This window comes from Arthrobacter sp. E44 (assembly GCF_041877125.1).
In the GTDB taxonomy this organism is placed as follows: domain Bacteria; phylum Actinomycetota; class Actinomycetes; order Actinomycetales; family Micrococcaceae; genus Arthrobacter.
This window is the reverse complement of record NZ_JBHDJA010000011.1, coordinates 132,331-153,757: the sequence shown is the minus strand read 5'-3', so window position 1 is coordinate 153,757 and position 21,427 is coordinate 132,331. Positions and strand designations below refer to the sequence as shown.

The window sequence follows — 21,427 nt, the reverse complement described above, 5'->3', positions numbered from 1 at the left end:
TATGACCGTCTTGGTCAGCTGTTTGAGCAGCCCGTCCGGACCAGTCAGAGACAATCCCTGTTCACGGGCCATCCTCACCAGCTCACGGGCGGCCTCAGCCTCCGAATCTTCCTTCGGTTTCCCAGTGGTGTCCGCAGTCTTCACGGCATCCAGTGTCACCGGCATATCCAGCTCATTCCTGCCAAGCAGACCGCCTGGCGTGTCGAGCCGGATACACCGTTAATTCCACAGTCCCCCACCAAGGTGTGACATCGACAGCCACCCAAAACCCCTATGTGGAAAACGCAAAGTCAGCCGTTCCGATTACTCTGGCACGATGGGTGGCGTGACGATCCTGGAGACTGAGCGGCTCATTCTGCGCCCCTGGCATACGGACGACGCGGAATTCGTGCTTGACCTATACTCGCGCTGGGAAGTGCAGCGTTTCATTGGCAACCAGCCCCGCGTCATGGTGGGCATGGGCGATGCTGTGGAACTTATAGGGAAATGGCGCGCACTTGACCACCCCGTCCACGGGATCTGGGCTGTCGAGCTCAAGACCCATCCCGGGCTCGCCCGACCGGAGCCCTCCCAGCCCGGGTCGGCAAAGCCCCAGCTCGCCGGAACGTTGCTCCTCAAGTCCATTCCGGCGTCGGGTAGCGAATTGCCGCTCCAGCCCTCGGGCGACACGGAGATCGGATGGCATTTTCACCCGGACCACTGGGGAAAGGGCTACGCTACCGAGGCCGCCCGGGTGGTCCTCGACCATGCCTTCGCGCGCGGCCTGCCACGGGTTGTTGCGGTCACCAACCCCGCGAATGCAGCCTCACAGCGGGTGTGCACCAGGATCGGGCTGAGCCACCGGGGGCAGACGGACATGTACTACAACGCCGTATGCGAGCTTTTTGAGGGCATGAACCCGGGCTCCTAGCCGGTTCCCTTCCAGAGCCGCTTCCACCAGGACCGCTCGGGCTCGGGCTCGGCGGGAGCGTCCTCAACGCGCGCGGCCCGCCTGCCACGCCAGCGCTGCACTTCCTCCTCGACGTCGCGGGTCTTGGTGATCACCGGCGGTCCGCCCTGCAGCTGGCGGCGGGCATCGATTACCCGGCGGTTGAAGTCCTGCAAAACGTCCCGGACCTGCTGCTCCGTGTACTGGACGTCCAGCTTTGCATCCAGTTCCGCGTCCTCGGTGCGGAGCAGGATGGCGGCCGGGCCCAGGCCGCTGATGTTCTCGCGCTGGATCAATCCCTTGACCCACCAGTCGGGGTCATAGCTTTCGCCCAGGCCTGGAATCGGCTTGCCCGCGTACTTGAGGTTGTCGAACTTGCCCTGCGCCATGGCGTCCCGGACCAGGTATTCGGCGCGGGCCGCGTCGCTGACCTTCCGGCGCTTCTCCCGCTCCTGCGCCTCGAGGGCATCCAGCGCTGCTTCTTCCTCGGCACTGATGCCGGCGCCGCGGTATGAACGCAGCTCCGACGCCCGCTCCAGCCGCTTCCGGAAATCCCCTGCGCCGCCGTTCATCGCTGCCACCGCCTTCCCTCGCTCAATCCCCACCTTCCAGTATTCAGCGGGCAGCTTGCACGTTCAACGCCCAGGGCGAGCGGACGACGGCGGGACGTGCCGCCGTCGTCCGCTCCACCTGGCGCCGTGGAAAGGTTCCTGGTTGATGCTGTGCAGTCAGGCGTTGGCGTGCTCGGCGAGGATGCTGTCAATCTGTCCGACTGCCTGCTTCATGCCTTCTTCCATACCCATCTGCACCATCTGCTCCAGCTGTTCCTCGGATTCGAAAGTGGACAGGATGGTCATGCGCGTCCACTCCCCCACTGTTTCCAGCGTCACCGTGGCGTGGGCAGTGCCGTATTCCCCGGTGGGATTGCCGTCATTGTCCGCGAACCCGTCGTCGAACTGCAGCCTGCGCGGTGACTCAATGCTGGTGAACTCCCACCAGCCGTGCGCCTTATCCCCTTCAGGCCCTGTCATGTAGTACTTGGCCTTGCCGCCCGGCACGAAATCATGCAGGTAGAAGGTTGCCGGATAGGTGGGCGGTCCCCACCACCGCTCAAGCTGGCGGGGGTCTTCCCAGAGCTGCCAGACGCGTTCGACTCCGGCGTCAAACTCGGCGACAACGGTAAGGCTCAGGGCCTCAGGATTTTTTTCCGTACTGATGACTGTCATGGCAATGCCGTCCTAACCTTCAGCGAGAATGTCTGCCATCTTGGCGGCGCGCTGCCGCCAGACCTGTTCATATTCGTCGAGCAGCCGCCGGGCCTTTTGCAGTCCTTCATGATTGCCCCGCACGATCTGCTCCCTTCCGCGCTTTTCCTTGCTGACCAGGGATGCGCGCTCCAACACCGCCACATGCTTCTGTACGGCGGCAAAACTCATGGCGTAGAGGGCTGTCAGGCCGGAGATGGAGTACTCGCCGACGGTGACCCGGCGGACAATGTCCCGGCGGGTGGAATCCGCGAACGCCTGGAAGAGGCGATCCACTTCGGTCTCACGGAGCTGATCTACAACCATTTGGTTGTAGATTAGTCCGCCCGCTCACTGGCGTCAATGGGTTTTCTGCGTGGACATGCCCCGCTGCCGGGAGGACGCGAGCCGGTCACGGTATCTTGGGCCGCATGACCATCTTCCTCGCCGGAGCGGGCCCGGATCCGGATGCCTTTCCGGACGTCTTCGACGCGTTTGCAGCTCAAGTCCGGCAGCAGGCCGGGCAGCGCCGGCCCGCCCATGTCGCCGTCGCCGTGCATGGCACGGGGGTCAACCTGCAGGACCTCGTGGCAGCTTACGCGGAACCCCTGCAGGGCCGGATCGACTGCCGGATCGTTGTTGTACCGCTGGCGCCGGGCAAGCCTGCGGATCCGGCCACATTTGATGGAGTCGACGGCTTGGTGGTGGGTGGCGGGCTGACGCCCGGCTACTGGGAATGGCTCCACCCCGCGGCCAGCGCCATATCCAACCTCGTCACTGCCGGCGTGCCCTACCTGGGTTTTTCCGCCGGGGCAATGATGGCACCGCGCCTGGCACTGATCGGCGGATACCGGATCGATGGGGTAGAGGTCTGCGGGGAGGAGTGTTCAGAAGGCCTGGATTCCGTGGATCTCCGCAAGGGCCTGGGGCTGGTCCCGTTCACAGTGGATGTCCACGCCGCCCAGGCCGGTACGCTGAGCCGTGCACTTGGTGCCGTGGCAGCCGGACTGGCGGAGCGGGCAGTGGCCATCGACGAGAACACAGCAGTGGTGGTGGAATCAGCGGGCGACGTCGACTACAGGGTCATTGGTGCCGGAAACTGCTGGGACATCCGGGGCACCGGCGGCGCGGCCACTTCGGTCTCCGTACTGAAAGGCGACTGAGCTGACTGGCCCGGTTAAAGCGACGGCGCGGGGCTAATTCCCGGTGCAGCCGGGTTATCCGTCGAAGTGCGTCCTGGCGCTGCTTCCTGACAACTGCTCGATCAGCTCGCTGGCCACATCCCGGAGCTTCCTGTTGCGGTTGCTGGAGACCTTGGTGAGGATTTCCATCGCTTCTTCCTGTGAACACCGGTTCTGCGCCATGATCACCCCGCATGCCAGGTTGATGGCGGTGCGGCTTTGCATTGCCGCTTCGAGGTCGTCCGCCCTGCTCTGCGCGTTGTTGATTCGAACGGAAAGGTTCAGGGTGTTGTGGGCGGCAGCGGCGAAGCCAACTGCTTTGTCGTACACGTCAGCTGTGAACACCCCCGGTTTTGTGGCGAAGAAGTTCAGCGCAGCTCTGGCATTGTCGGTGATCTCCAGCGGCACACCCAAAGTACTGTGCACATTGTACTCAGCCAGCTTCTGGTTCAGCGTTTGCCAGCGCGGATCCCTGTCCACGTCATCGATGATTACCGGGGCCATCTCCCTGAGCGCCCGGACGCAGGGGCCGTCGCCCAACTCCTGCTCGATATGGTCAATCTCGATAGCCCGTGCGCTACTGCCGGCAGCGGTTGCAGGCTTACGTTGCATTTTCAGCGTGACAGCGCACTCAATCGTGTCCCCGGCCGCTTCAGACACCGCAGCAGCGGCAAGGCTGGACAGTCCCGAAAGGAACTCGACCCCGTTCTCTGAGCCCACCAGAATACTTTGAAGTACCTGTACAGATTCGTGGTCCGATGAACTCAACATTCGCCCAGCTTACTTGAGTTCAAGCGGCCACGGGCGTGCTCCGGCCGGGCGAAACGGAGGTGAACCGGAGGCGAATAAGTTCCTGTATCAGAAATCCGCCAAGGCGCGTAGTGTCAAAGGTAGGAGATTTCGGGATTGCGCGCAGGTCCAGGGGTTGAATGTACGGGCCGTCCGCGCCAAGAGCGGCGGCCGCCAGCCGGGGCCTAAACCTTCAGGCGTAATCAGGGATTGAGGCCTTATGGCCAGCTACCATCCACCAGGAGTCCGTGAGGGGTTCCCGGAGCTTCTGCCCCAAGATTCCTTTATCAGCTGCGGCGCCCCGCTGCGCCAGGCCCCGCCAAAGGTGGTGCCAGTGGCCGCTTCAGCAAACGGAGGCCGGCCATGAACGCCGACTGGACCGGCGGCCCGGACAACCTGCTGGAAGCAGACGAACAGCGCCGGGCAGTGGCACAGCGTTTCCACCAGGGTGAGGTCCCCCTGGTCAAGCTGTGGACGTACTATTTCGGCCTCGGCGGAGATGCCGACGAGATGTCACTGGATGCGTACCTCAATGAGGCGCTGCACCTCCCGGCTGCCCAGGTGGGACTGATCACCACGGCCATGACGGAATTAAGCGCAAATGAGGACGAATGAGCGCCGACGAGGGTCCCTTCCGGGAAACTGATGGCTTGGCCGCAGCTGAACCGGAAGTTTCGCTGCAGCGGCTGGTCCTGGAAAACCCCAGCATCAAGGGCTTCCTCGGGGAACTGGCCATCCTGGCTTCGGCGCGGCTGTCCGCCCCGGGCAACACCATCCACAGCGGGGTCACCGTCCTCCGGCGCAAGAAGCCGGAGGCAGTAGCTTCCAGTGATGCTGCAGCCAAGGCCCTCGATGAGCTGCAAAACGGGTTTGGCGAGGGGCCGTGCCTCACCGCGCTCCGGCACAAGACCACGCTCCTTGTGCCGGACCTGGCCGCCGAAACCCGTTGGGGTCCCTATGTACGGACTGCGATGCAGCACGGCGTGTACTCCATCCTTGCCGTTCCCCTGGACCTGGCCGGGGACGCCGAGTCGGTGCTCAATCTGTACTCAGGCCGCAGCAACGGGTTCTCATCGCAGGACATCGCCCTTGTGGAGTCATTTGCCGGCCAGGCGGCGAGTTCGTTGCGGCTGATTTTGCGGATTACCCAGCTCAGTGATGCGAGGAATGACCTTGCAGCGGCCATGCAGTCCCGCACCGTGATCGACATGGCAGTGGGCGCCATCATGGCCGAGAACCGATGCGACCGGGACACGGCCTTCAACATCCTGACCAGGGCCTCGAGCACCAGGAACGTCAAGCTCCGCGATGTTGCCGCGATGGTCATCGCTTCCATCTCGGGGGAAGAACGCATCACCACCCACTTCGAGGAATAGAAGCTGTGGCGTGGCTCACACGTGATGAGAAACACTCGCAATAACTGTGCCGTCCGGTTGAGTCTCGCCTTTCGGCATGGGCACTATGGATGGGCAGGGCGGGAACCATCCGCCCTTGACATCCTGGTGACGCAACGAGGCCCACCGGTGAGCACAGGCCACCGACCCTCCAAGCGCGGACAGGCCACCGCCGGCAGACAACCGGCTAGACACAGGAAAGTACTGAACAATGACGTTTAACACTGCCGAATCCGTGACGCTTAAGATCTGGGACCGGGCGTCGCTCCACGAGACCCTTGATTCCGCGGTCTCCGACCTCTCTTCCCGTCACAACACCACCACGTGCCGCATTGCAGTCCACTGCAGCGGACCGAACACCTTCACGCTGAGCGTGCGCGGGGACGAGCCGGCACTGGCGCTGTAAGCAGCCCCAAACAGAGGACGCGGACGACGGCGGGACCCACCCGCCGTCGTCCGCGTCCTTTTTGCTGCCCGCGCCCAAGGGCCCCATCGGGGCTTTGGCCCCTGTTTGGCCCGGCAGGCTGCCGATAGCGTCTGCTCATCACCAACTATCCGGCCGCGAGCACGAGGAGATTCCCATGGGCCATATCAAGGTGAGCACGCCGATCAACGCATCGGTGGACCGCGTTGTCGAGGTTGCGTCGGACCCGAAGCACTGGGCGTCGTGGTGGGTCAACCTCGGTGAGGCGGAGAAGATTGAGGGCGACGGCGGTGTGGGAACCGTCGTCGAGCACAAGTACCTCATGGCGGGTGTCCCGTTCCACGTGACCACCCGCGTGACCGGCAGGGAGCAGACTCCGAACGGTGGACAGCGACTGCGGCTGGAGTTCGATGGCCCGCTCAAGGGCTGGCAAACATGGGACTACACCCCGGACGGAAACGGGACCACCATGGTGACCGCAGAGTTCGACTACAACGTTCCGGGCAGCGCCGTGGGGAAGTTCGCTGATGAACTGATCATTGAGCGCATGCAGGAACGGGCGCGCCAACAGACCCTCGAGAACCTCAAGCTCCTGGTCGAAGCCGGCCAAAGCTGATCGTGGCGACAGGCCCCTGCCTCGTCGAACGAAAGAGCGTAGCGGCGTAGCATTCGTCAGGTACGCGCAGACGATTGGGAGGGCAGATGGACACGCAGCACCACGGCCAAAGGTTCAGTCTCAAGTCATTGGCGCTGCCCGTCGTCCAGGCCCCGATGGCCGGCGGACCCTCCACAGCCCAATTGGCGGCTGCGGTGAGCTCCGCCGGCGGGCTCGGCTTCCTTGGGGCGGGCTACAAGAGTGCCGCGGCCATGCGTGCAGAGATCGAAGCAGTCAGGTCGCTCACAACGCACCCTTTCGGTGTCAACCTCTTTGTCCCCCAGCCCTCGGTCATCAGCCCCGAAGCCCTGCAGCAGTACGCCGATTTGCTGGCGGCTGACGCTGAGCGGTTTGGTGTCAGCCTGGGAGAGCCCAAGCACGACGATGACGACTGGGACCAAAAGCTCCAAGTACTCCTGGAGCTCGCACCGGCCGTGGTCTCATTCACTTTCGATTTCCCCGAATCCAGTGTGGTGGAGGAACTCCGGAAGCGCGGGATGTACGTGATAGCCACGGTCACGGGCCGTGAAGAGGCGCTTCGGGCGCTGGCGGCAGGCGCCGACGCCTTGTGCGTGCAGGGCCCCGAGGCCGGCGGCCACCGTGGCACATTCAAGGCCGACGCGCCTCCCCCGCTGGTGCCCCTGCACGGGATCCTGGGCGAGCTGTCCGACCTTGAGGTGCCGCTCATTGCCGCCGGCGGCATCGCCACTGCGGAGCACACCCGTGCCGCACTCGCCGTCGGTGCCGCGGCGGTCCAGGCCGGCACCGCTTTCCTCTGCGCGGACGAAGCCGGAACCAAGGCCGCCCACCGGGCCGCATTGACGTCGTCGCACCGTTTCACCACCACGGCCGTCACCCGGGTCTTCTCCGGCCGCAACGCCAGGGGCCTGCACAACGAGTTCATGCGCCGCCATGATGGCGACGCCCCCTACGGCTATCCCGAGATCCACCACCTCACCACTCCCCTGCGCGCCGCGGCTGCGGCGGCAGGGGAACCGGACTGGCTGAATCTGTGGGCCGGCATCAATTACCGGAACGTCGTGGAGGGCCCGGCGGCGTCAATCCTGAAGAGCCTCGCGCCGTAAGCCCTGCCGAAAGGCTTGGCCCGCCGTCGTCCGCTCCTTAAAGCACGACGGCGGGCCCGCCCCTTTTGGGAGCCGGCCCGCCATGCGTGCGTGGTGCCTTAGAGGGTGGCGGTGTCGATCACGAACCGGTACCGGACGTCCGAGGCAAGGACGCGCTCGTAGGCTTCGTTGATCTTTTCGGCCGGGATGACCTCGATCTCAGCGCCCAGGCCGTGCTCGGCGCAGAAGTTGAGCATCTCCTGGGTTTCACGGATGCCGCCGATCATGGAACCGGCGAAGGAACGGCGGCCGCCGATCAGTGCGAAGGCGTTGACGGGGAGCGGCTCGGCGGGAGCGCCGACGTTCACCAGGGCGCCGTCGAGCTTCAGCAGGCCAAGGTAGGAGCTGATGTCAATGGAGGCGCTGACGGTGTTGATGATCAGGTCGAAGGAGCCGGCGAGCTCGGAGAAGGTGTTCTCGTCGCTGGTGGCGTAGTAGTGGTCAGCGCCCAGCTTCAGGCCGTCTTCCTGCTTCTTCAGGGACTGCGACAGGACCGTCACCTCGGCGCCCATGGCGTGGGCGAGCTTGACGGCCATGTGGCCCAGCCCGCCAAGGCCGACGACGGCAACGTTCTTGCCGGGGCCGGCACCCCAGTGGCGCAGGGGTGAGAACGTGGTGATGCCGGCGCACAGCAGCGGTGCGGCGACGTCGAGGTCGATGCCCTCGGGGATGGTCACGACGAAGTCCTCGGTCACCACGACGTGGGTGGAGTAGCCGCCCTGGGTGATGGTGCCATCGCGGTCAACGGCGCCGTAGGTGCCAACGTTGCCCTTGAGGCAGTACTGTTCCTCGCCCTTTTGGCAGTTGACGCACTCCCGGCAAGAGTTGACCATGCAGCCAACACCAACGCGGTCGCCTACCTTGTGCTTGGTCACCTCGGAGCCGACCTCGGTGACGATGCCGGCGATTTCGTGGCCGGGGACCAGGGGGTACTGCTGCGGGCCCCAGTCACCGCGGACGGTGTGGATGTCCGAGTGGCAGATGCCGGCGAACTTGATGTCGATCAGGACATCGTGAGGACCCACTTCGCGGCGCTCGATGGTGGTTGCCACCAGGTCCTCCGTGGCGGACGGGGATGCATAAGCCTTGACGGTAGTCATGGTTCTCCTGTGATCTGTTGGGGGACTTCTAAATGCTACCGGGGTTGTTCGGAGCAAACCCCGGAAATGGGCGGGCAAGGGTGGCCCTGTTGTGCCTGGTCTTCTGAGTCCTACCTTTGGCAGAAGTGATGGGACGCGGACTTCATTCGGACTAACTTGTCACGGGCGGAGGAGCACCTTGATGGCGCGGCGTTCATCCATGGCCTTGTACCCCTCTGCGGCCCGGTCAAGCGGGAGCTCGAGGTCGAACACCTTTCCAGGGTTGATCCCACCGCCCAGGATCAGGTCGATCAGCTCGGGCAGGTACTGCCGGACGGGAGCGGGCCCGCCGTGCAGGTGCACGAGCGAGGAGAACAGGTCCCGGCCGGGCAGCGCCACATCGTGGGATACTCCTACGAACCCCACGTGGCCTCCGGCGCGGGTGGCGTGGATGGCCTGCATCATCGATTCCTGCGTGCCCACCGCCTCGATGACGGAGTGCGCACCGAGCCCATCCGTGAGCTCCTTGATCTTCTGCACGCCTGCGTCCCCCCGCTCCTCCACGATGTCGGTGGCGCCAAACTCCCGGGCCAGGGCCTGCCGGTCCGCGTGCCGGGACATGGCGATGATCCGTTCGGCACCCATCTGCTTCGCCGCGAGGACGCCCAGAAGTCCCACGGCGCCGTCGCCCACTACCGCGACTGTCTTGCCGGGTCCCGCCTCGGCCGCCTTGGCGGCGAACCATCCGGTTCCCAACACATCGGAGGCGGCCAGCAGCGACGGAACCTTCCCGGCGTCGGGCGTTCCCGGGGTGGCCACCAGGGTGCCGTCCGCCAGCGGGACGCGCAGGTACTCGGCCTGGGCGCCGCCTACGCCCTGCCGGTGGACACAGCCGCTCTGGTAGCCGGAGCGGCAGATTTCGCAGGTGTTGTCCGAGGCAAAGAAGGAGCCGACGACGAACTGGCCCGGCTGCACATTCTTCACGTCCGCGCCCACCTCTTCGACCATCCCCACGTACTCGTGGCCCATGGGCCTGGGTTCGTGCAGGGTGTCGGCGCCGCGGTAGGGCCACAGGTCCGACCCGCAGACGCAGGCGGCAACAACCTTGATCACGGCATCCGTGGGCTGCTGGATGGCGGGCTTGTCCCGGTCCTCGACGCGGACGTCGCCGGGGGCGTGCATGATGGTTGCGCGCATGCTGACTCCTCCAAAGGGTGAAAGGCTGAAAGCGGACACTCCCATCAAACCCGGCGCGGGAACCGTTTGCGAGGGCCCTGCTGAAACTGGTTCTGGCAGAACCTCCTTAGCGCCGCCGCGGGCGCCGTAACGTGTTCCATATGGATAACCGAGCCGAGGTCCGACAGTTCCTGTCCTCACGCCGTGGACGCATCACCCCGGAGCAGGCAGGCATCGAACCGTACGGTGGCCGGCGGCGGGTGCCGGGGCTGCGGCGCGAGGAGGTGGCGCGGCTGGCCGGTGTCAGCGTGGACTACTACACGCGCTTGGAACGGGGAAACCTCAGCGGTGTTTCGGACAGCGTCCTGGATGCCATTGCCGGCGCGCTGGAACTGGACCGCGCCGAGCACGACCACCTCTACGACCTGGCCCGCGCGGCCAACACATCGGGCCGCAAGCGGGCGGCGAGCGCGGGTGCCGCGTCCCCGTCAAAGGTTCGGCCGGAGCTGCAGTACCTCCTGGACGCCATCACGGACGCGCCGGCCTTCATCGGCAACAACCGGCTGGACATCGTGGCCGCCAACACCCTGGGCTACGCCCTCTACTCGGACATGTACCGCAATCCGTCCCGGCCGGCCAACCACTCCCGGTTCATCTTCCTGGATCCGCGCGCCCACAATTTCTACACGGACTGGGACCGGGCGGCTAACACCAACGTGGCCATCCTCCGCCGCGAGGCCGGCCGCAACCCGCATGACAAGGGCATCGCCGAACTGATTGGGGAGCTGTCCATGCGCAGCGACGAGTTCCGCACCCTGTGGGCCGCCCACAACGTCCGCCGCCACTACGCCGGGACCAAGTTCTTCCAGCACCCCGTGGTGGGCCTTCTTGAGCTGAACTACCAGGTCCTGGGGCTGGAAGAGGACCCCGGACATACCCTTACGGTCTATCCGGCCACACCCGGAAGCCCGTCCGCTGAGGCCCTGAAGCTCCTGGCGTCGTGGGCGGTCACTGAAAACATTGTGGAAACGGCGCAGGCAAAGGTGGGCAGCTAGGAACCTGCCCCGGCCCGCAGCCCTTGGGCTGGCACTAAGCGTCGGCGCCGGGCTCATAGCCAATGAGCCAGTGGAGCCCGTAGCGGTCGATGACCTGGCCATCAGAGGCGCCCCAAGGCTTGGCCGCAAGAGGGTCAACCACCCGGCCGCCAAGGCTGAGTTTGTTGAACCAGTCGTGGAGAACTGCAGGCTCAGCGGTACCGAGCAAGGAGAGCATTAGGCCTTCAAACCGGGCGCTCGTCCCGCCCGGAGGCGTGTCCGACCCCGCCAAGGCAACAACGCCGCTGAGTTCGCCGTGCGCTATCGCATCCGGGGCACCATCCGTCCGGCCGAACTCCGCATTTGTGTGGAGGGTAAGCTCACCACCGAAAACGGACGCATAGAATCCGAGTGCCTCACGCGCCGTGCCGGGAAAGCTGACGTAGATCTGGGGTGCGGTCATTCCGCCAGCCTACAGACACCGGGGTCCGCCCGCGGCCGGGGAGCCTCTCCCGTCGCCAAGGGCCTGCTTGCACGGCACGGCCAGTCACGTGAGCCCGGGTTGCGGTTTATGGCGCCGGGTTGCCCTGATTGTCCTCGTTGGTCCCAATTTGTCTTCCGGATGGCGCCATAAGTAGTGCCATTTCGCCGCGTTTAGCGTCCGTTGCGTGACGCTGGCCAATGCCCGGCGGGCCGTGTTTAGGTGTTGTCACGGCACCGGCCAGGCCGCATGCAGCACCACGAAGCACCACCCACAAGCTCGCGCACCCCGCCGTTCAAGGCGGACCCACTCACCTTGCACGTCCACCCGGGCACACATCCCGGGTCTCGTCGTCGTACCCGGAATCTTTCCCGAAAGGAACACCATGTCCTTCCCGTCATCCCCGCCGCCCCGCTCCCGCCAACAAGCCCCGTCCTTCACCCGCCGCCGCGCCCTGGTGGCTCTCCTGGCGGTCCCCGGCGCCGGCTTGCTGGCTGCCTGCGGGGGAACGGCAACCGCAGGCAGCCAGCGCAACAGCCAAAGCGCCCTGGAACCATTGGCCGCCTCAGTGCCCGCGGGGACCAGCATCAAGGTGGGCGATCCCAGCATCAAGGTCGCACTGGAACTGTCCGGCCTGATCAAGGACCTTGACGGCTTCACCGTGGAGTTCGCCAACATCTCCGGCGGTCCGCAAACCACCGAAGCTTTCCGGGCCAACGCCCTGGACGTGGGCTCCGTGGCGGATATTCCGCCCATCCACGCCACCTGGACCGGATTGGACGTGCGCGTCATCGCGGCCGGCTACCGGCAGGATGCGGTGAACCACCCCATCTACGAACTCGGCGTGGCACCGGGAGCGGGCATCAGCCGGCTTGAGGACCTGCGCGGCAAAAAGGTGGCCTACAGCCCGGGCCAGGCGCAGGGTGCCCTGGTCCTGCGGATCCTGGACAAGGCCGGGCTCAAACAGGAGGACGTCAAGCTGGTGGAACTGCCCAGCACCGGGGACGCCTACGCCACCGCCCTGGCCAGCAAGCAGGTGGACGCGGCTCCGTTGGGCGGCGTGCAGATCAAGCGGTACCTGGCCAAATACAGGGCCGACGGCGCCACCACCCTCCGCCACGGCCTTCGGGATGATCCCAGCCTCCTCTATTCCCCCGCCAAGGTCCTGGCCGATCCCGCGAAGGCGGCAGCCCTTGCCGCGTATGCGAAGGTGTGGGGCAAGGCGCAGCGCTGGATCGAGGACCACCCGGCCGAGTGGCTGGAGGGCTACTACGTCAAGGACCAGGGCCTGTCCCGGGAGGACGGCCAGTACCTGATCGACGCAACGGGCAAGCGCGACCTGCCCACCTCGTGGACCGACGCGATCGAACGGCATCAGGAAACCGTCGATCTCCTGTCCCGCGAGCAGAAGAAGCCACAACTGAAGGCGGCAGACCTCTATGACACCCGCTTCGAGTCCATTGCCGGCACTGCGTTTGCTTCCGCCGGAAAGGCAGGTGCGGCATGAGCGCCGTACTGGAGCGCACCACCGTGGCGCCGCACCAGGACCCGGTGCTGTCCGGGCGGGAAGACGTCCGGCCCGCGGCCAAGAAGCTGGGGCCCGGACGACGACGGCGGCTCGCCTGGGTGGGTCCGTCCGTTTTGCTGCTGCTCTGGACAGTCTTTTCCGCCACGGGGCTCCTTGACCCCAGGATCATGTCCGAACCCTGGACTGTGGTGGCCACCGCCGGTGAACTGATCGCGGACGGCAAGCTGCAGGAAAACCTGGCCATCTCCGCCCAGCGCGCCGGCCTGGGCTTGTTCTTCGGCATCCTGGTGGGCGCCGCCCTGGCGCTCCTGTCCGGGCTGAGCCGGGTGGGTGAGGCGCTCATCGACGGGCCGGTGCAGATCAAGCGCGCCATCCCGGGCCTGGCCCTGATCCCGCTGCTCATCCTCTGGTTCGGCATCGACGAAACCATGAAGGTCCTCACCATCACCCTCGGCGTCTTCGTCCCGGTCTACCTGCAGACCCACGCAGGGCTGCGCGGGATCGACCTGCGCTTCGTGGAGCTCGCCCAGACGGTGGGCCTGAGCCGGGCCGGCTTCATCCGCAAGGTGGTCCTCCCCGGCGCGCTTCCCGGGTTCTTCCTGGGCCTCCGCTTCGCGGTCACCGGCGCCTGGGTATCCCTGGTGGTGGTGGAACAGATCAATGCCACCAGCGGGATCGGCTACATGATGGAGCTCGCCCGCACCTACGGCCAAACAAACATCATCGTCCTGGGCCTGGCCGTCTACGGCATCCTTGGCCTGCTCTCCGACGGCATTGTCCGCTTCATCGAACGAAAGGCCCTTTCATGGCAGCGCACCCTGGCGGGCTGACCACCGCCTCCGCAGTTTCCGTCCGGGACCTCATCCGCGGTTTCGGCCCGAAAGGCGTTCTGAACGGGGTGGACCTGGACATCGACCCGGGCGAATTCGTGGCCCTCCTTGGCCCCAGCGGCTGCGGCAAGAGCACCCTGCTGCGCGCCCTCGCCGGGCTGGATCACGACGTCCGCGGCAGCGGCGTGATCAGCGTGCCTGAGCGCGTCTCCGTGGTCTTCCAGGACTCCCGGCTGCTGCCCTGGGACACCGTGCTGGGCAACGTCACCCTGGGTATCCGGGAGCACGACGCCGAGGCCCGGGGCCGCAAGGCCCTCGCCGAGGTGGGACTCGCCGGGCGGGAAAAGGCCTGGCCGCACCAGCTTTCCGGCGGCGAGCAGCAGCGCGTGGCGCTGGCGCGGTCCCTGGTCCGCGAACCGCAGCTGCTGCTGGCCGACGAACCCTTCGGCGCCCTTGACGCGCTGACCCGGATCAAGATGCACGGCCTGCTCCAGGACCTGGTGGCCGCACACCGGCCCGCCGTTCTGCTGGTCACCCACGATGTGGACGAGGCCATCGCGCTGGCCGACCGGATCGTGGTCCTGGACCACGGCCGCATCGCCACCGTCCGCCCGGTGTCGCCGGAAATCCGCTCTTCCGCGGACGCCGCAGGGCATGAAGCCCTCCGCCGCGACCTCCTCACCGCGCTGGGCGTCGAGCCCGCGCACACCCCTGAACCGGCCGCCGTCGGCCGCTGATAGCTGAAAAGGACTCCCATGACTTCCCATAGCCAGCCCAAAAACCGCAAACTCCACCTCAACGCCTTCCTCATGAGCACGGGCCACCATGAAGCATCGTGGCGGCTGCCGGAGAGCGACCCGCAGGCCAGCACCGACGTGGAGCACTACAAGCAGCTGGCACGTACCGCCGAGCGCGGTAAGCTGGACTCAATCTTCTTTGCCGACTCCCCCGTCCTCTTCGGCGAGGTGGGCAGGCGCCCGGCCGGCAAACTGGAACCCACGGTGTTGCTCACCGCCATCGCCGGCGCGACGGAGCGCATCGGGCTGATCGCCACTGCCTCGACCACCTACAACGAACCCTTCAACCTGGCCCGCCGCTTCGCGTCGGTGGACTGGGCCAGCAGCGGGCGGGCCGGCTGGAACGTGGTGACCACTGCTGGCCCGGACGCCGCACGCAACTTTGGCGTGGACGACCAGCCCGCCCACGCCGTCCGGTACGAGCGTGCTGCCGAATTCATCGAGGTGGCGCAGAAGCTGTGGGACAGCTGGCAGGACGACGCCGTGCTGGCGGACAAGGCGGAGGGCGTGTGGGGCGACGGGGAAAAAATCCGCGCCATCGACCACCAAGGCAAACACTTCAAGGTCCGTGGCCCGCTCAATGTTCCGCGTTCCCCACAGGGACACCCGCTGATCGTGCAGGCGGGATCGTCGGAAGACGGCAAGGGCCTGGCCGCGAAGTACGCCGACGCCGTCTTCACCGCCCACCAGACCCTCGCGGACGCGCAGGAGTTCTACCGCGACCTGAAGGCCCGCACCGCTTCCGCCGGGCGGGACCCGGAAACCATCAAGATCCTCCCGGGAATTGTGCCGGTCATCGGCGCCACCGGGGAAGAGGCACTGGAGCTCGAGCGGGAGTTGGACCGCCTGATTAAACCCGAGTACGCGCGGATCCAGCTTGCCAGGACTCTTCGCGTGGACCCCGAGGACCTGCCGTTGGACCGCCAGCTGCCGGAAGACCTGCCCAGCGAGGACGAGATAGAAGGAGCCAAGAGCCGCTATACGCTCATCGTGCAGCTGGCCCGCCGCGAGCAGCTCACTGTCCGCCAGTTGATCGGCCGGCTGGGCGGCGGCCGCGGGCACCGGACCTTCACGGGGACCCCCGTGCAGGTGGCGGACGCCATCCAGGAATGGTTCGACGGCGGCGCGGCGGACGGCTTCAACATCATGCCGCCGGTGCTCCCGTCCGGCTTGGAAACCTTCGTGGACCAGGTGGTGCCCATCCTGCAGGAGCGAGGCCTGTTCCGGACCGGGTACGCCGGAAAAACGCTGCGGGAGCACTACGGTTTGGGCCGGCCGGAAAACCAGTACGAGGGTGCTGCGGTGCCGGAGTTGGCGTCCATTGGGTCGGCGTTCTGATGGGCCGGCAGTTGAAGCTCAACCTCTTCATCTACCCGGGCGGCCACCACGAGGCTGCGTGGCGGCACCCGAAGTCGCAGACGGACCGGCTGCTGGACATCGGTTTTTACCAGGAGCTGGCGCAGCGGGCGGAGGCCGCCAAGCTGGATGCAGTGTTCTACGCGGACGGGCCGGCACTGGAAAGCAACGTGCAGTACGCCACCCGGTTCCGGATCGAACCCTTCACGTGGCTGTCCGCCGTCGCGGTGGCCACTGAACGAATCGGCTTGATTGGCACGGCCAGCACCACCTACCTGGAGCCTTACAACGCCGCCCGGCTGTTCGCCTCACTGGACCACCTCAGCAAGGGCCGCGCAGGCTGGAACATCGTGACCACCGGCGCGGAGCGTGCGGCGCAGAACTTCGGACTGGATGAACACCCACCGCACGCTGAACGCTACTCCCGGGCCGACGAGTTCGTCCGCGTGGTTGGCAAGTTGTGGGACAGCTGGGAGGACGGCGCCGTGGTGGCCGACGCCGGCAGCGGACTTTTCGCCGACCCGTCCCTGATCCACAAAATCGGCCATGAGGGCAAGTACTTCCGGGTGGCGGGTCCGCTCAACACCCCGCGGTCCCCGCAGGGCCGTCCGGTCTTCGTCCAGGCCGGGTCCTCTGCGGACGGGAAGGCTTTCGCGGCCGAACACGCCGAAGCCGTGTTCACCGCGCACCAGTCCCTGGCCTCTTTTACTCCGACATCAAGGAGCAGGCGGCGGCGTTCGGCCGCGACCCAGGCCACCTCCTGGTGCTCCCCGGAATCAGCCCCTACCTGGGCTCCACGGAGGCCGAAGCCCGGGCGTTGAAGCAGGAGTTCGATGAACTGACCCAGCCGGAGTACGGGCTGGGCATCCTGCGGAAGCTGCTGGGTATCGACCTGGACGGCGTGCCGCTGGACGGGCAATTCCCACCGGATCTGCTGGCCGCGGCCGGCAACGCAGGCAGCCGCAGCCAGCTGGTGCTGGACATCATCCGCCGCAAAAACCTCACGGTCCGCCAGGTGCTGCACCGGTTCGCCGGCGCCCGCGGGCATTATGTATTCGCCGGAACCCCCGTGCAGGTGGCGGACGAGATCCAGCGCTGGTTCGGGGGCGGCGCCGCGGACGGATTCAACATCATGCCGCCGTGGCTGCCCGGGGGCTTTGAGGCGTTCGCTGATGAGGTGGTTCCCATCCTCCAGGCCCGCGGATTGTTCCGCACCGAGTACACGGGCCGGACTTTGCGGGAGCACTTCGGCCTCGACCGGCCCAACAGCCAGTATGCGAAGAAGGCAGACAGGGTCGGGGCTGCGGTGCATTGATTTTCCTGACACAGCGCCGTGTGAGTACAAGAGGCTCCACGCGGGTAGTCCCTAGACTGACAGATGGACGTTTAGCAGGACTATACGAAGGAGCGGGCGCATGGCCAATGTAGTTGTTGTAGGTGTGGATGCCAGCCAGTCGGCACGGAAGGCTGCGGAGGTGGCGCTGGACCTCGCCCAGTCGCTGGGAGCGTCACTGCACGTGGTGACTGGTTTTGAAATTGAAAACGCGGAGACCTTTGGCGTGGGATCGGACAAGGTCCGGATCTCCAACGCCGACAGCTCGGAGATGGTGGCCAAGTCCCTGGCCGCATCGCATCCGGGAGTGGAAATCACGCACTTCGCAGCGCGGCAAGCCGGCCGATTCCCTCATCAAGGAAGCCGTCCGCCTGGATGCCCGCGTGATCGTGGTGGGCAACCGGAGGATGCGCGGCATCGGCCGGCTCCTGGGCAGTGTGGCCAACAGCGTGGCGCACAACGCCCCGTGCGATGTCTACATCGCGAACACCTACGAGGACTGACCTACCGCGCAGCAAAGGTGGGCGGACGACGGCGGGACCTCCCGCCGTCGTCCGCCCGCTTTCTTCGGCGAAAGGGTCAGGCGCCGTACTCCTCGTCGGTAACGTGGTGGAGCCACGTGACCACCTGCCCATTCGCATCGGCCTCCTGCATGGCGATGTGTGCCATGAACCGCTCCGGGGTGGCCCCGTGCCAGTGCTCCTCGCCCGGCTCGATGTAGACCACATCGCCGGGACGAATCTCCTGGATTTCGCCGCCGCGCCGGGCCACGAGCCCAACCCCGTCGGTCACGTAGAGGGTCTGGCCCTTGGGATGGTGGTGCCAACCGGTGCGGGCACCGGGGGCGAACCGCACATGCGCACAGCCGATGGCCGACTGCTCGTCAGGGTTCCGGATGCCGTCGATCTGCACGGTTCCGGTGAACCATTCCGCCGGTCCGGCGCCGGTCTGGCCGCCGCTTTTGGTGTACTTCATGTTCTCCTCCTGTTAGTCGGGGTTGCTGGACAGTGTGTTGGATGTCCCGGCAGTTCGGTCTGTAACGCGGGACGTCATGAACGCCAGGACGGTCGCCGCCGCAAGGATTGCGGCAGCGGCCAGGAAGGTGCCGCGGTAGCCGGCAGAATCGAACAGGACTCCGCCCAGAGTTGAACCGAGGGCGATCGAGGTCTGGATGACGGCCACCATCAATCCGCCACCGGCCTCGGCGTTGTGCGGCATGGCCTTGGCGATCCAGCTCCACCACCCCACCGGCGCGGAGGTGGACATCAGGCCCCAAAGTCCCAGGAGAACCACGACGGCGGCGAGCCAGTCACCGGTAGGAACGAGGGCGGCGGCGATGATCGCCATGAGCACCGGGATGGCAACCAGCGTCCGGTACAGCCGCTTCCCCAAATAACGGCCGATCAGCAGGGTGCCCGCAAATCCCGCGGCACCAATCACCAGGAGAACCAGGGATACCGTGGCCGCGTCGACGCGGGTCACCGTCTCCAGGAACGGGCGGATGTAGGTGAACAGGACGAACTGCCCCATGAAGAAGGACCCGCAGGCGGCCATCCCCCAGGCGACGGGTTTGTTCTTGAGCTCCCGGAAAACCGCGAAGATGCCCCCGGTTCCCGCAGGACGTGTCCCGCCCGGCATGGATGGAAGGCTGATCCACTGCCAGACGAGTGCCAGCAGCGCCACGGGGACCAGGCAAAAGAATGCCCCGCGCCAGCCGATAATGGAGCCCAAATAGCTGCCCAGCGGTGCGGCCAGGACTGTGGCGAGGGCATTGCCGCCATTGAAGACCGCCAGGGCCCGGGGCACCTTGGAGGCAGGCACCAGCCGCATCGCAGTTGCCGCGGACATGGACCAGAACCCGCCAATCACCACGCCAATGAGGGCGCGGCCCACCATGAAGAGCAGGTATCCCGGAGCCAACGCAACGAGGGCACCGGAGAGGGCCATGAGCCCGGTCAGTCCCAGCAGCAGGGTCTTCCGGTTCATGCTGCCGGCCAGCGTGGCCACCGAAAGGCTGGTCAGGACTGCAAACAGGCCGGAGATCGCAATGCCCTGCCCCACCATCCCTTCGGAGACCTGGAGCTCGGCGGCCATTGGCGTCAGCAGGCTTACAGGCATGAACTCGGAGGCGATCAGCGCGAAGACGCACAGCGACATCGCATACACGCCGCCCCAGTGCGCAGGGTGCTGCCCGTCGGGTTTTTGGGGCGCACTGATATTTGTGACTGTTGCTTCGGGGGCCATGGTTTCCATCAAACCGCGCTGCCAAAGTCGTAGCGAGGGCCCTGCTGAAACGGGTTTTGCCAGACCCTCCTTAGGGGAGCACGGCCGTTGACGGAGCTTCCCGCCGCGGTATGTTGTCTGTTTCCGGCGGCTGTGGTTTGTAGACCCAGGCGACCAGCACCACGGAGATGATCATCAGCAGGAACCAGGCCACCAGTTTCTCCAGGCCGACGGGGTGCCATTCGTCCACCTGGCTGGGGTAGAGCCAGGCGCCGGACCACGTGGCGATGTTTTCTGCGAGCCAGATGAACAATGCCACCAGCAGGAACGCGACCACCAGAGGCATCCGGAACTCCCGGCGGAATACCCGGAAGTGCATTACGCACCGGCCAAACACCACCGTGACGGCGGCGAGCAGCACCCAGCGCAGGTCCCAGATGTAGTGGTGGGTGAAGAAGTTGGCGTAAATGGCGGAGGCCAGGATGGCCGTGATCCAGCGGCGGGGATAGCCCGCGAACCTGAGGTCGAAGAGCCGGTAGACGCGCACCATGTACGAGCCAACGGCCGCGTACATGAACCCGCTGAAGAGCGGCACGGCACCTATGCGCAGGACGCCTTCGGCCTCGTAGGACCAGGAACCCATATCGGTCTTGAACAGCTCCATCACGGTCCCCACCAGATGGAACAGGACGATCACCCGCAGCTCGCGCAGGGTTTCCAGCCTGAACGCCACCATCAGGATCTGGATAACGACGGCGGCGACGGTCAGGAAATCATTGCGCGCCAGGCCGGCGTGGTCCGGGTACCAGAGCCTGGCCGCCATGAGCACCGCCAGCAGCGCGGCGCCGAAGATGCAGGCCCAGCCCTGCTTGAGGGCGAAGACAACGAACTCTGTCAGCTTCGCTTTGGCACCACCGGCGGGGGCCGCGGCCAGGAAGCGGCGGGCCCGTTCGTCGATCCGCTGCTCAACTGAAGTTGAATTACGCACTGATCCCCTGGTGCCGGCTTGGCTGGCGGTTCCTGCGCAAATCTTTTTCGAGCTCTGCCAGGCAGTAGTCCTTGAACCAGTGCCTGATGCCGCGCGGAAGCCTGGGGTAGGCCACGGCAATAACGCGCCAGGACCGGTCGTACCTGCGCTGGTGGCGATCGCTCCATTCCAGGCCAAAGTCCTGCCGTAGCTGGGCGGGAAGGAGCCCGGCCGTGAGGAACCGGGCCGGTGGCATGATGGCGCGGTACCAAAGGGCCGTACGCCTGGGAAACAGCAGGCCCCGTCCAACGCGGACGCCCTCTTCCTCAGCGCGGAGGGCAGACACTTGCTCCTCCCAGTAGTGGCGGAAGGCCGCCCTGTCTTTCGGCCACATCCCCGGCGGAAGCTGAAGGGCGGTACCGATCCGCGCATAGTCCTGGTACATCGCATCGGCGGTCTCGTCGTCGAGCGGGCCGTGAATCTTCTCGATGATGGTGAGCGCTGTGTCGTAAAGAGTTGCTGCCACCCACAGCTGCAGCGCCGGATCGAAGGCGTTGTAGCCGGCGGACGATTCGTCGGCACCGCGGCGGACGGGTACATGGGCCCGGTTCACCCTGCGCCGGACTTCCCTCACCTGCTCATCGTTTCCGTAGGTGATGGCGTAGACGTACGTGAGCGTGCCCTTGAGCCGGTTAACCGGGCGTTGCGTGAAGGTACTGTGTGCCGCGACGCCGCGGCCGATGGCAGGGTTGGCAAGCTGCAGCAGGATGGCGCGTCCCGCCCCGGCGAGCATTATGCCTTCTGCCCGGTAATCGGCAACTCCCTGCACCATGGGAAAAGAGTACCGGAGGGGTATGACAGCGGATGGGCCCTTCGGCCCGTTG

The 21,427-nt window shown here is 65.9% G+C and carries 25 protein-coding genes and 2 pseudogenes; 15 read left to right on the top strand and 12 right to left on the bottom strand.

Translation table 11 applies throughout. From position 1 onward, the window contains the following. Window positions 1-165: pseudogene (locus ACETK3_RS12075) on the bottom strand (IS256 family transposase); the annotation flags it as partial. Between the two features lie 151 nt (window positions 166-316). On the opposite strand from ACETK3_RS12075, the gene ACETK3_RS12070 reads away from it, so the two are divergent. Continuing rightward, complete coding sequence (locus tag ACETK3_RS12070) at window positions 317-910, top strand: GNAT family N-acetyltransferase (protein WP_373992976.1); 594 nt, start codon at window positions 317-319, stop codon at window positions 908-910. Here the strand turns inward: ACETK3_RS12070 and ACETK3_RS12065 are convergent. The 3 genes from ACETK3_RS12065 to ACETK3_RS12055 all read right to left on the bottom strand — a co-directional run bounded on the left by ACETK3_RS12065 (window position 907) and on the right by ACETK3_RS12055 (window position 2,499). Then, window positions 907-1,500 carry a DUF1992 domain-containing protein gene (locus ACETK3_RS12065; RefSeq protein WP_373992978.1) on the bottom strand — a complete coding sequence of 198 codons (594 nt, stop codon included), beginning with the start codon at window positions 1,498-1,500 and terminating at the stop codon, window positions 907-909. The two genes, ACETK3_RS12070 and ACETK3_RS12065, sit on opposite strands and share 4 nt — an antisense overlap. 156 nt (window positions 1,501-1,656) lie before the next feature. Beyond that, window positions 1,657-2,154 (bottom strand): SRPBCC domain-containing protein, encoded by a 498-nt coding sequence (locus tag ACETK3_RS12060; protein WP_373992975.1) that lies wholly within the window; start codon window positions 2,152-2,154, stop codon window positions 1,657-1,659. A gap of 12 nt (window positions 2,155-2,166) precedes the next feature. Then, entirely contained in the window at window positions 2,167-2,499 is a 333-nt protein-coding gene (locus ACETK3_RS12055; RefSeq protein ID WP_373992974.1) for an ArsR/SmtB family transcription factor, read from the bottom strand. A 104-nt stretch (window positions 2,500-2,603) separates the two neighbouring features. Between ACETK3_RS12055 and ACETK3_RS12050 the strand changes: the two genes are divergently transcribed. Then, a complete protein-coding gene (locus tag ACETK3_RS12050) occupies window positions 2,604-3,335 on the top strand; it encodes a Type 1 glutamine amidotransferase-like domain-containing protein (RefSeq protein WP_373992973.1) in 732 nt (243 codons plus the stop codon). A 54-nt stretch (window positions 3,336-3,389) separates the two neighbouring features. Here ACETK3_RS12050 and ACETK3_RS12045 read toward each other — a convergent pair whose 3' ends face one another. Beyond that, window positions 3,390-4,124: a GAF and ANTAR domain-containing protein gene (locus ACETK3_RS12045; RefSeq protein WP_373992972.1), complete on the bottom strand. Its 735-nt coding sequence runs from the start codon at window positions 4,122-4,124 to the stop codon at window positions 3,390-3,392. Window positions 4,125-4,505: 381 nt separating this feature from the next. Here ACETK3_RS12045 and ACETK3_RS12040 point away from each other — a divergent pair, with 381 nt between their 5' ends. The 5 genes from ACETK3_RS12040 (at window position 4,506) to ACETK3_RS12020 (ending at window position 7,700) form a co-directional block, all read left to right on the top strand. Next, complete coding sequence (locus ACETK3_RS12040; protein WP_236799672.1) at window positions 4,506-4,757, top strand: hypothetical protein; 252 nt, start codon at window positions 4,506-4,508, stop codon at window positions 4,755-4,757. Continuing rightward, complete coding sequence (locus ACETK3_RS12035; RefSeq protein ID WP_236799673.1) at window positions 4,754-5,518, top strand: GAF and ANTAR domain-containing protein; 765 nt, start codon at window positions 4,754-4,756, stop codon at window positions 5,516-5,518. Before ACETK3_RS12040 ends, ACETK3_RS12035 begins: the two co-directional genes overlap by 4 nt. A gap of 229 nt (window positions 5,519-5,747) precedes the next feature. Next, on the top strand, window positions 5,748-5,942 hold the full coding sequence (locus ACETK3_RS12030; RefSeq protein ID WP_142132572.1) for a hypothetical protein: 195 nt from the start codon (window positions 5,748-5,750) through the stop codon (window positions 5,940-5,942). A 175-nt stretch (window positions 5,943-6,117) separates the two neighbouring features. Next, window positions 6,118-6,576 carry an SRPBCC family protein gene (locus ACETK3_RS12025; protein WP_373992971.1) on the top strand — a complete coding sequence of 153 codons (459 nt, stop codon included), beginning with the start codon at window positions 6,118-6,120 and terminating at the stop codon, window positions 6,574-6,576. Between the two features lie 86 nt (window positions 6,577-6,662). After that, window positions 6,663-7,700, top strand: coding sequence for a nitronate monooxygenase (locus tag ACETK3_RS12020; protein WP_373992970.1), 1,038 nt, complete (start codon window positions 6,663-6,665; stop codon window positions 7,698-7,700). Window positions 7,701-7,798: 98 nt separating this feature from the next. On the opposite strand, the gene ACETK3_RS12015 is transcribed toward ACETK3_RS12020, so the two are convergent. Together ACETK3_RS12015 and ACETK3_RS12010 are read right to left on the bottom strand one after the other, a co-directional pair. Next, window positions 7,799-8,839, bottom strand: a complete 1,041-nt coding sequence (locus tag ACETK3_RS12015) for an NAD(P)-dependent alcohol dehydrogenase (RefSeq protein WP_236799677.1) — start codon at window positions 8,837-8,839, stop codon at window positions 7,799-7,801. A gap of 159 nt (window positions 8,840-8,998) precedes the next feature. Continuing rightward, window positions 8,999-10,015 (bottom strand): zinc-dependent alcohol dehydrogenase family protein, encoded by a 1,017-nt coding sequence (locus ACETK3_RS12010; protein WP_373992969.1) that lies wholly within the window; start codon window positions 10,013-10,015, stop codon window positions 8,999-9,001. Window positions 10,016-10,155: 140 nt separating this feature from the next. On the opposite strand from ACETK3_RS12010, the gene ACETK3_RS12005 reads away from it, so the two are divergent. Then, window positions 10,156-11,049, top strand: a complete 894-nt coding sequence (locus tag ACETK3_RS12005; RefSeq protein WP_236799679.1) for a helix-turn-helix transcriptional regulator — start codon at window positions 10,156-10,158, stop codon at window positions 11,047-11,049. Between the two features lie 34 nt (window positions 11,050-11,083). On the opposite strand, the gene ACETK3_RS12000 is transcribed toward ACETK3_RS12005, so the two are convergent. Next, window positions 11,084-11,491 carry a VOC family protein gene (locus tag ACETK3_RS12000; RefSeq protein WP_236799680.1) on the bottom strand — a complete coding sequence of 136 codons (408 nt, stop codon included), beginning with the start codon at window positions 11,489-11,491 and terminating at the stop codon, window positions 11,084-11,086. 403 nt (window positions 11,492-11,894) lie between these two features. On the opposite strand from ACETK3_RS12000, the gene ACETK3_RS11995 reads away from it, so the two are divergent. The 7 genes and pseudogenes from ACETK3_RS11995 to ACETK3_RS11965 all read left to right on the top strand — a co-directional run bounded on the left by ACETK3_RS11995 (window position 11,895) and on the right by ACETK3_RS11965 (window position 17,856). Beyond that, entirely contained in the window at window positions 11,895-13,016 is a 1,122-nt protein-coding gene (locus ACETK3_RS11995) for an ABC transporter substrate-binding protein (protein WP_236820498.1), read from the top strand. Next, window positions 13,013-13,867, top strand: coding sequence for an ABC transporter permease (locus tag ACETK3_RS11990; RefSeq protein ID WP_236799682.1), 855 nt, complete (start codon window positions 13,013-13,015; stop codon window positions 13,865-13,867). The genes ACETK3_RS11995 and ACETK3_RS11990 overlap by 4 nt, the downstream gene beginning before the upstream one ends. After that, window positions 13,843-14,604 carry an ABC transporter ATP-binding protein gene (locus ACETK3_RS11985; protein ID WP_236820499.1) on the top strand — a complete coding sequence of 254 codons (762 nt, stop codon included), beginning with the start codon at window positions 13,843-13,845 and terminating at the stop codon, window positions 14,602-14,604. The genes ACETK3_RS11990 and ACETK3_RS11985 overlap by 25 nt, the downstream gene beginning before the upstream one ends. Window positions 14,605-14,622: 18 nt before the next feature. Beyond that, window positions 14,623-16,002: an LLM class flavin-dependent oxidoreductase gene (locus ACETK3_RS11980; RefSeq protein WP_373992968.1), complete on the top strand. Its 1,380-nt coding sequence runs from the start codon at window positions 14,623-14,625 to the stop codon at window positions 16,000-16,002. Further along, window positions 16,002-16,841, top strand: a complete 840-nt coding sequence (locus ACETK3_RS11975) for an NtaA/DmoA family FMN-dependent monooxygenase (protein WP_336885534.1) — start codon at window positions 16,002-16,004, stop codon at window positions 16,839-16,841. Before ACETK3_RS11980 ends, ACETK3_RS11975 begins: the two co-directional genes overlap by 1 nt. After that, on the top strand, window positions 16,784-17,335 hold the full coding sequence (locus ACETK3_RS11970) for a hypothetical protein (protein ID WP_336885535.1): 552 nt from the start codon (window positions 16,784-16,786) through the stop codon (window positions 17,333-17,335). Before ACETK3_RS11975 ends, ACETK3_RS11970 begins: the two co-directional genes overlap by 58 nt. Before the next feature lie 100 nt (window positions 17,336-17,435). Next, window positions 17,436-17,856: pseudogene (locus ACETK3_RS11965) on the top strand (universal stress protein). A gap of 76 nt (window positions 17,857-17,932) precedes the next feature. On the opposite strand, the gene ACETK3_RS11960 reads toward ACETK3_RS11965, so the two are convergent. The 4 genes from ACETK3_RS11960 to ACETK3_RS11945 form a co-directional block, all read right to left on the bottom strand. Further along, entirely contained in the window at window positions 17,933-18,328 is a 396-nt protein-coding gene (locus ACETK3_RS11960) for a cupin domain-containing protein (protein ID WP_236820500.1), read from the bottom strand. A gap of 12 nt (window positions 18,329-18,340) precedes the next feature. Continuing rightward, window positions 18,341-19,606: an MFS transporter gene (locus tag ACETK3_RS11955; RefSeq protein WP_236820501.1), complete on the bottom strand. Its 1,266-nt coding sequence runs from the start codon at window positions 19,604-19,606 to the stop codon at window positions 18,341-18,343. Between the two features lie 61 nt (window positions 19,607-19,667). Further along, on the bottom strand, window positions 19,668-20,564 hold the full coding sequence (locus ACETK3_RS11950) for a DUF817 domain-containing protein (RefSeq protein ID WP_236820502.1): 897 nt from the start codon (window positions 20,562-20,564) through the stop codon (window positions 19,668-19,670). Continuing rightward, window positions 20,557-21,375 (bottom strand): oxygenase MpaB family protein, encoded by an 819-nt coding sequence (locus ACETK3_RS11945; protein ID WP_236799689.1) that lies wholly within the window; start codon window positions 21,373-21,375, stop codon window positions 20,557-20,559. Before ACETK3_RS11945 ends, ACETK3_RS11950 begins: the two co-directional genes overlap by 8 nt. Window positions 21,376-21,427: the final 52 nt, after the last annotated feature.

Excerpts from the sequence above, each read along its gene's own strand:
- ACETK3_RS12070 (WP_373992976.1), top strand. The coding sequence starts at position 317 with ATGGGTGGCGTGACGATCCTGGAGACTGAGCGGCTCATTCTGCGCCCC.
- ACETK3_RS12065 (WP_373992978.1), bottom strand. The coding sequence starts at position 1,500 with ATGAACGGCGGCGCAGGGGATTTCCGGAAGCGGCTGGAGCGGGCGTCG.
- ACETK3_RS12060 (WP_373992975.1), bottom strand. The coding sequence starts at position 2,154 with ATGACAGTCATCAGTACGGAAAAAAATCCTGAGGCCCTGAGCCTTACC.
- ACETK3_RS12055 (WP_373992974.1), bottom strand. The coding sequence starts at position 2,499 with ATGGTTGTAGATCAGCTCCGTGAGACCGAAGTGGATCGCCTCTTCCAG.
- ACETK3_RS12050 (WP_373992973.1), top strand. The coding sequence starts at position 2,604 with ATGACCATCTTCCTCGCCGGAGCGGGCCCGGATCCGGATGCCTTTCCG.
- ACETK3_RS12045 (WP_373992972.1), bottom strand. The coding sequence starts at position 4,124 with ATGTTGAGTTCATCGGACCACGAATCTGTACAGGTACTTCAAAGTATT.
- ACETK3_RS12040 (WP_236799672.1), top strand. The coding sequence starts at position 4,506 with ATGAACGCCGACTGGACCGGCGGCCCGGACAACCTGCTGGAAGCAGAC.
- ACETK3_RS12035 (WP_236799673.1), top strand. The coding sequence starts at position 4,754 with ATGAGCGCCGACGAGGGTCCCTTCCGGGAAACTGATGGCTTGGCCGCA.
- ACETK3_RS12030 (WP_142132572.1), top strand. The coding sequence starts at position 5,748 with ATGACGTTTAACACTGCCGAATCCGTGACGCTTAAGATCTGGGACCGG.
- ACETK3_RS12025 (WP_373992971.1), top strand. The coding sequence starts at position 6,118 with ATGGGCCATATCAAGGTGAGCACGCCGATCAACGCATCGGTGGACCGC.
- ACETK3_RS12020 (WP_373992970.1), top strand. The coding sequence starts at position 6,663 with ATGGACACGCAGCACCACGGCCAAAGGTTCAGTCTCAAGTCATTGGCG.
- ACETK3_RS12015 (WP_236799677.1), bottom strand. The coding sequence starts at position 8,839 with ATGACTACCGTCAAGGCTTATGCATCCCCGTCCGCCACGGAGGACCTG.
- ACETK3_RS12010 (WP_373992969.1), bottom strand. The coding sequence starts at position 10,015 with ATGCGCGCAACCATCATGCACGCCCCCGGCGACGTCCGCGTCGAGGAC.
- ACETK3_RS12005 (WP_236799679.1), top strand. The coding sequence starts at position 10,156 with ATGGATAACCGAGCCGAGGTCCGACAGTTCCTGTCCTCACGCCGTGGA.
- ACETK3_RS12000 (WP_236799680.1), bottom strand. The coding sequence starts at position 11,491 with ATGACCGCACCCCAGATCTACGTCAGCTTTCCCGGCACGGCGCGTGAG.
- ACETK3_RS11995 (WP_236820498.1), top strand. The coding sequence starts at position 11,895 with ATGTCCTTCCCGTCATCCCCGCCGCCCCGCTCCCGCCAACAAGCCCCG.
- ACETK3_RS11990 (WP_236799682.1), top strand. The coding sequence starts at position 13,013 with ATGAGCGCCGTACTGGAGCGCACCACCGTGGCGCCGCACCAGGACCCG.
- ACETK3_RS11985 (WP_236820499.1), top strand. The coding sequence starts at position 13,843 with ATGGCAGCGCACCCTGGCGGGCTGACCACCGCCTCCGCAGTTTCCGTC.
- ACETK3_RS11980 (WP_373992968.1), top strand. The coding sequence starts at position 14,623 with ATGACTTCCCATAGCCAGCCCAAAAACCGCAAACTCCACCTCAACGCC.
- ACETK3_RS11975 (WP_336885534.1), top strand. The coding sequence starts at position 16,002 with ATGGGCCGGCAGTTGAAGCTCAACCTCTTCATCTACCCGGGCGGCCAC.
- ACETK3_RS11960 (WP_236820500.1), bottom strand. The coding sequence starts at position 18,328 with ATGAAGTACACCAAAAGCGGCGGCCAGACCGGCGCCGGACCGGCGGAA.
- ACETK3_RS11955 (WP_236820501.1), bottom strand. The coding sequence starts at position 19,606 with ATGGAAACCATGGCCCCCGAAGCAACAGTCACAAATATCAGTGCGCCC.
- ACETK3_RS11945 (WP_236799689.1), bottom strand. The coding sequence starts at position 21,375 with ATGGTGCAGGGAGTTGCCGATTACCGGGCAGAAGGCATAATGCTCGCC.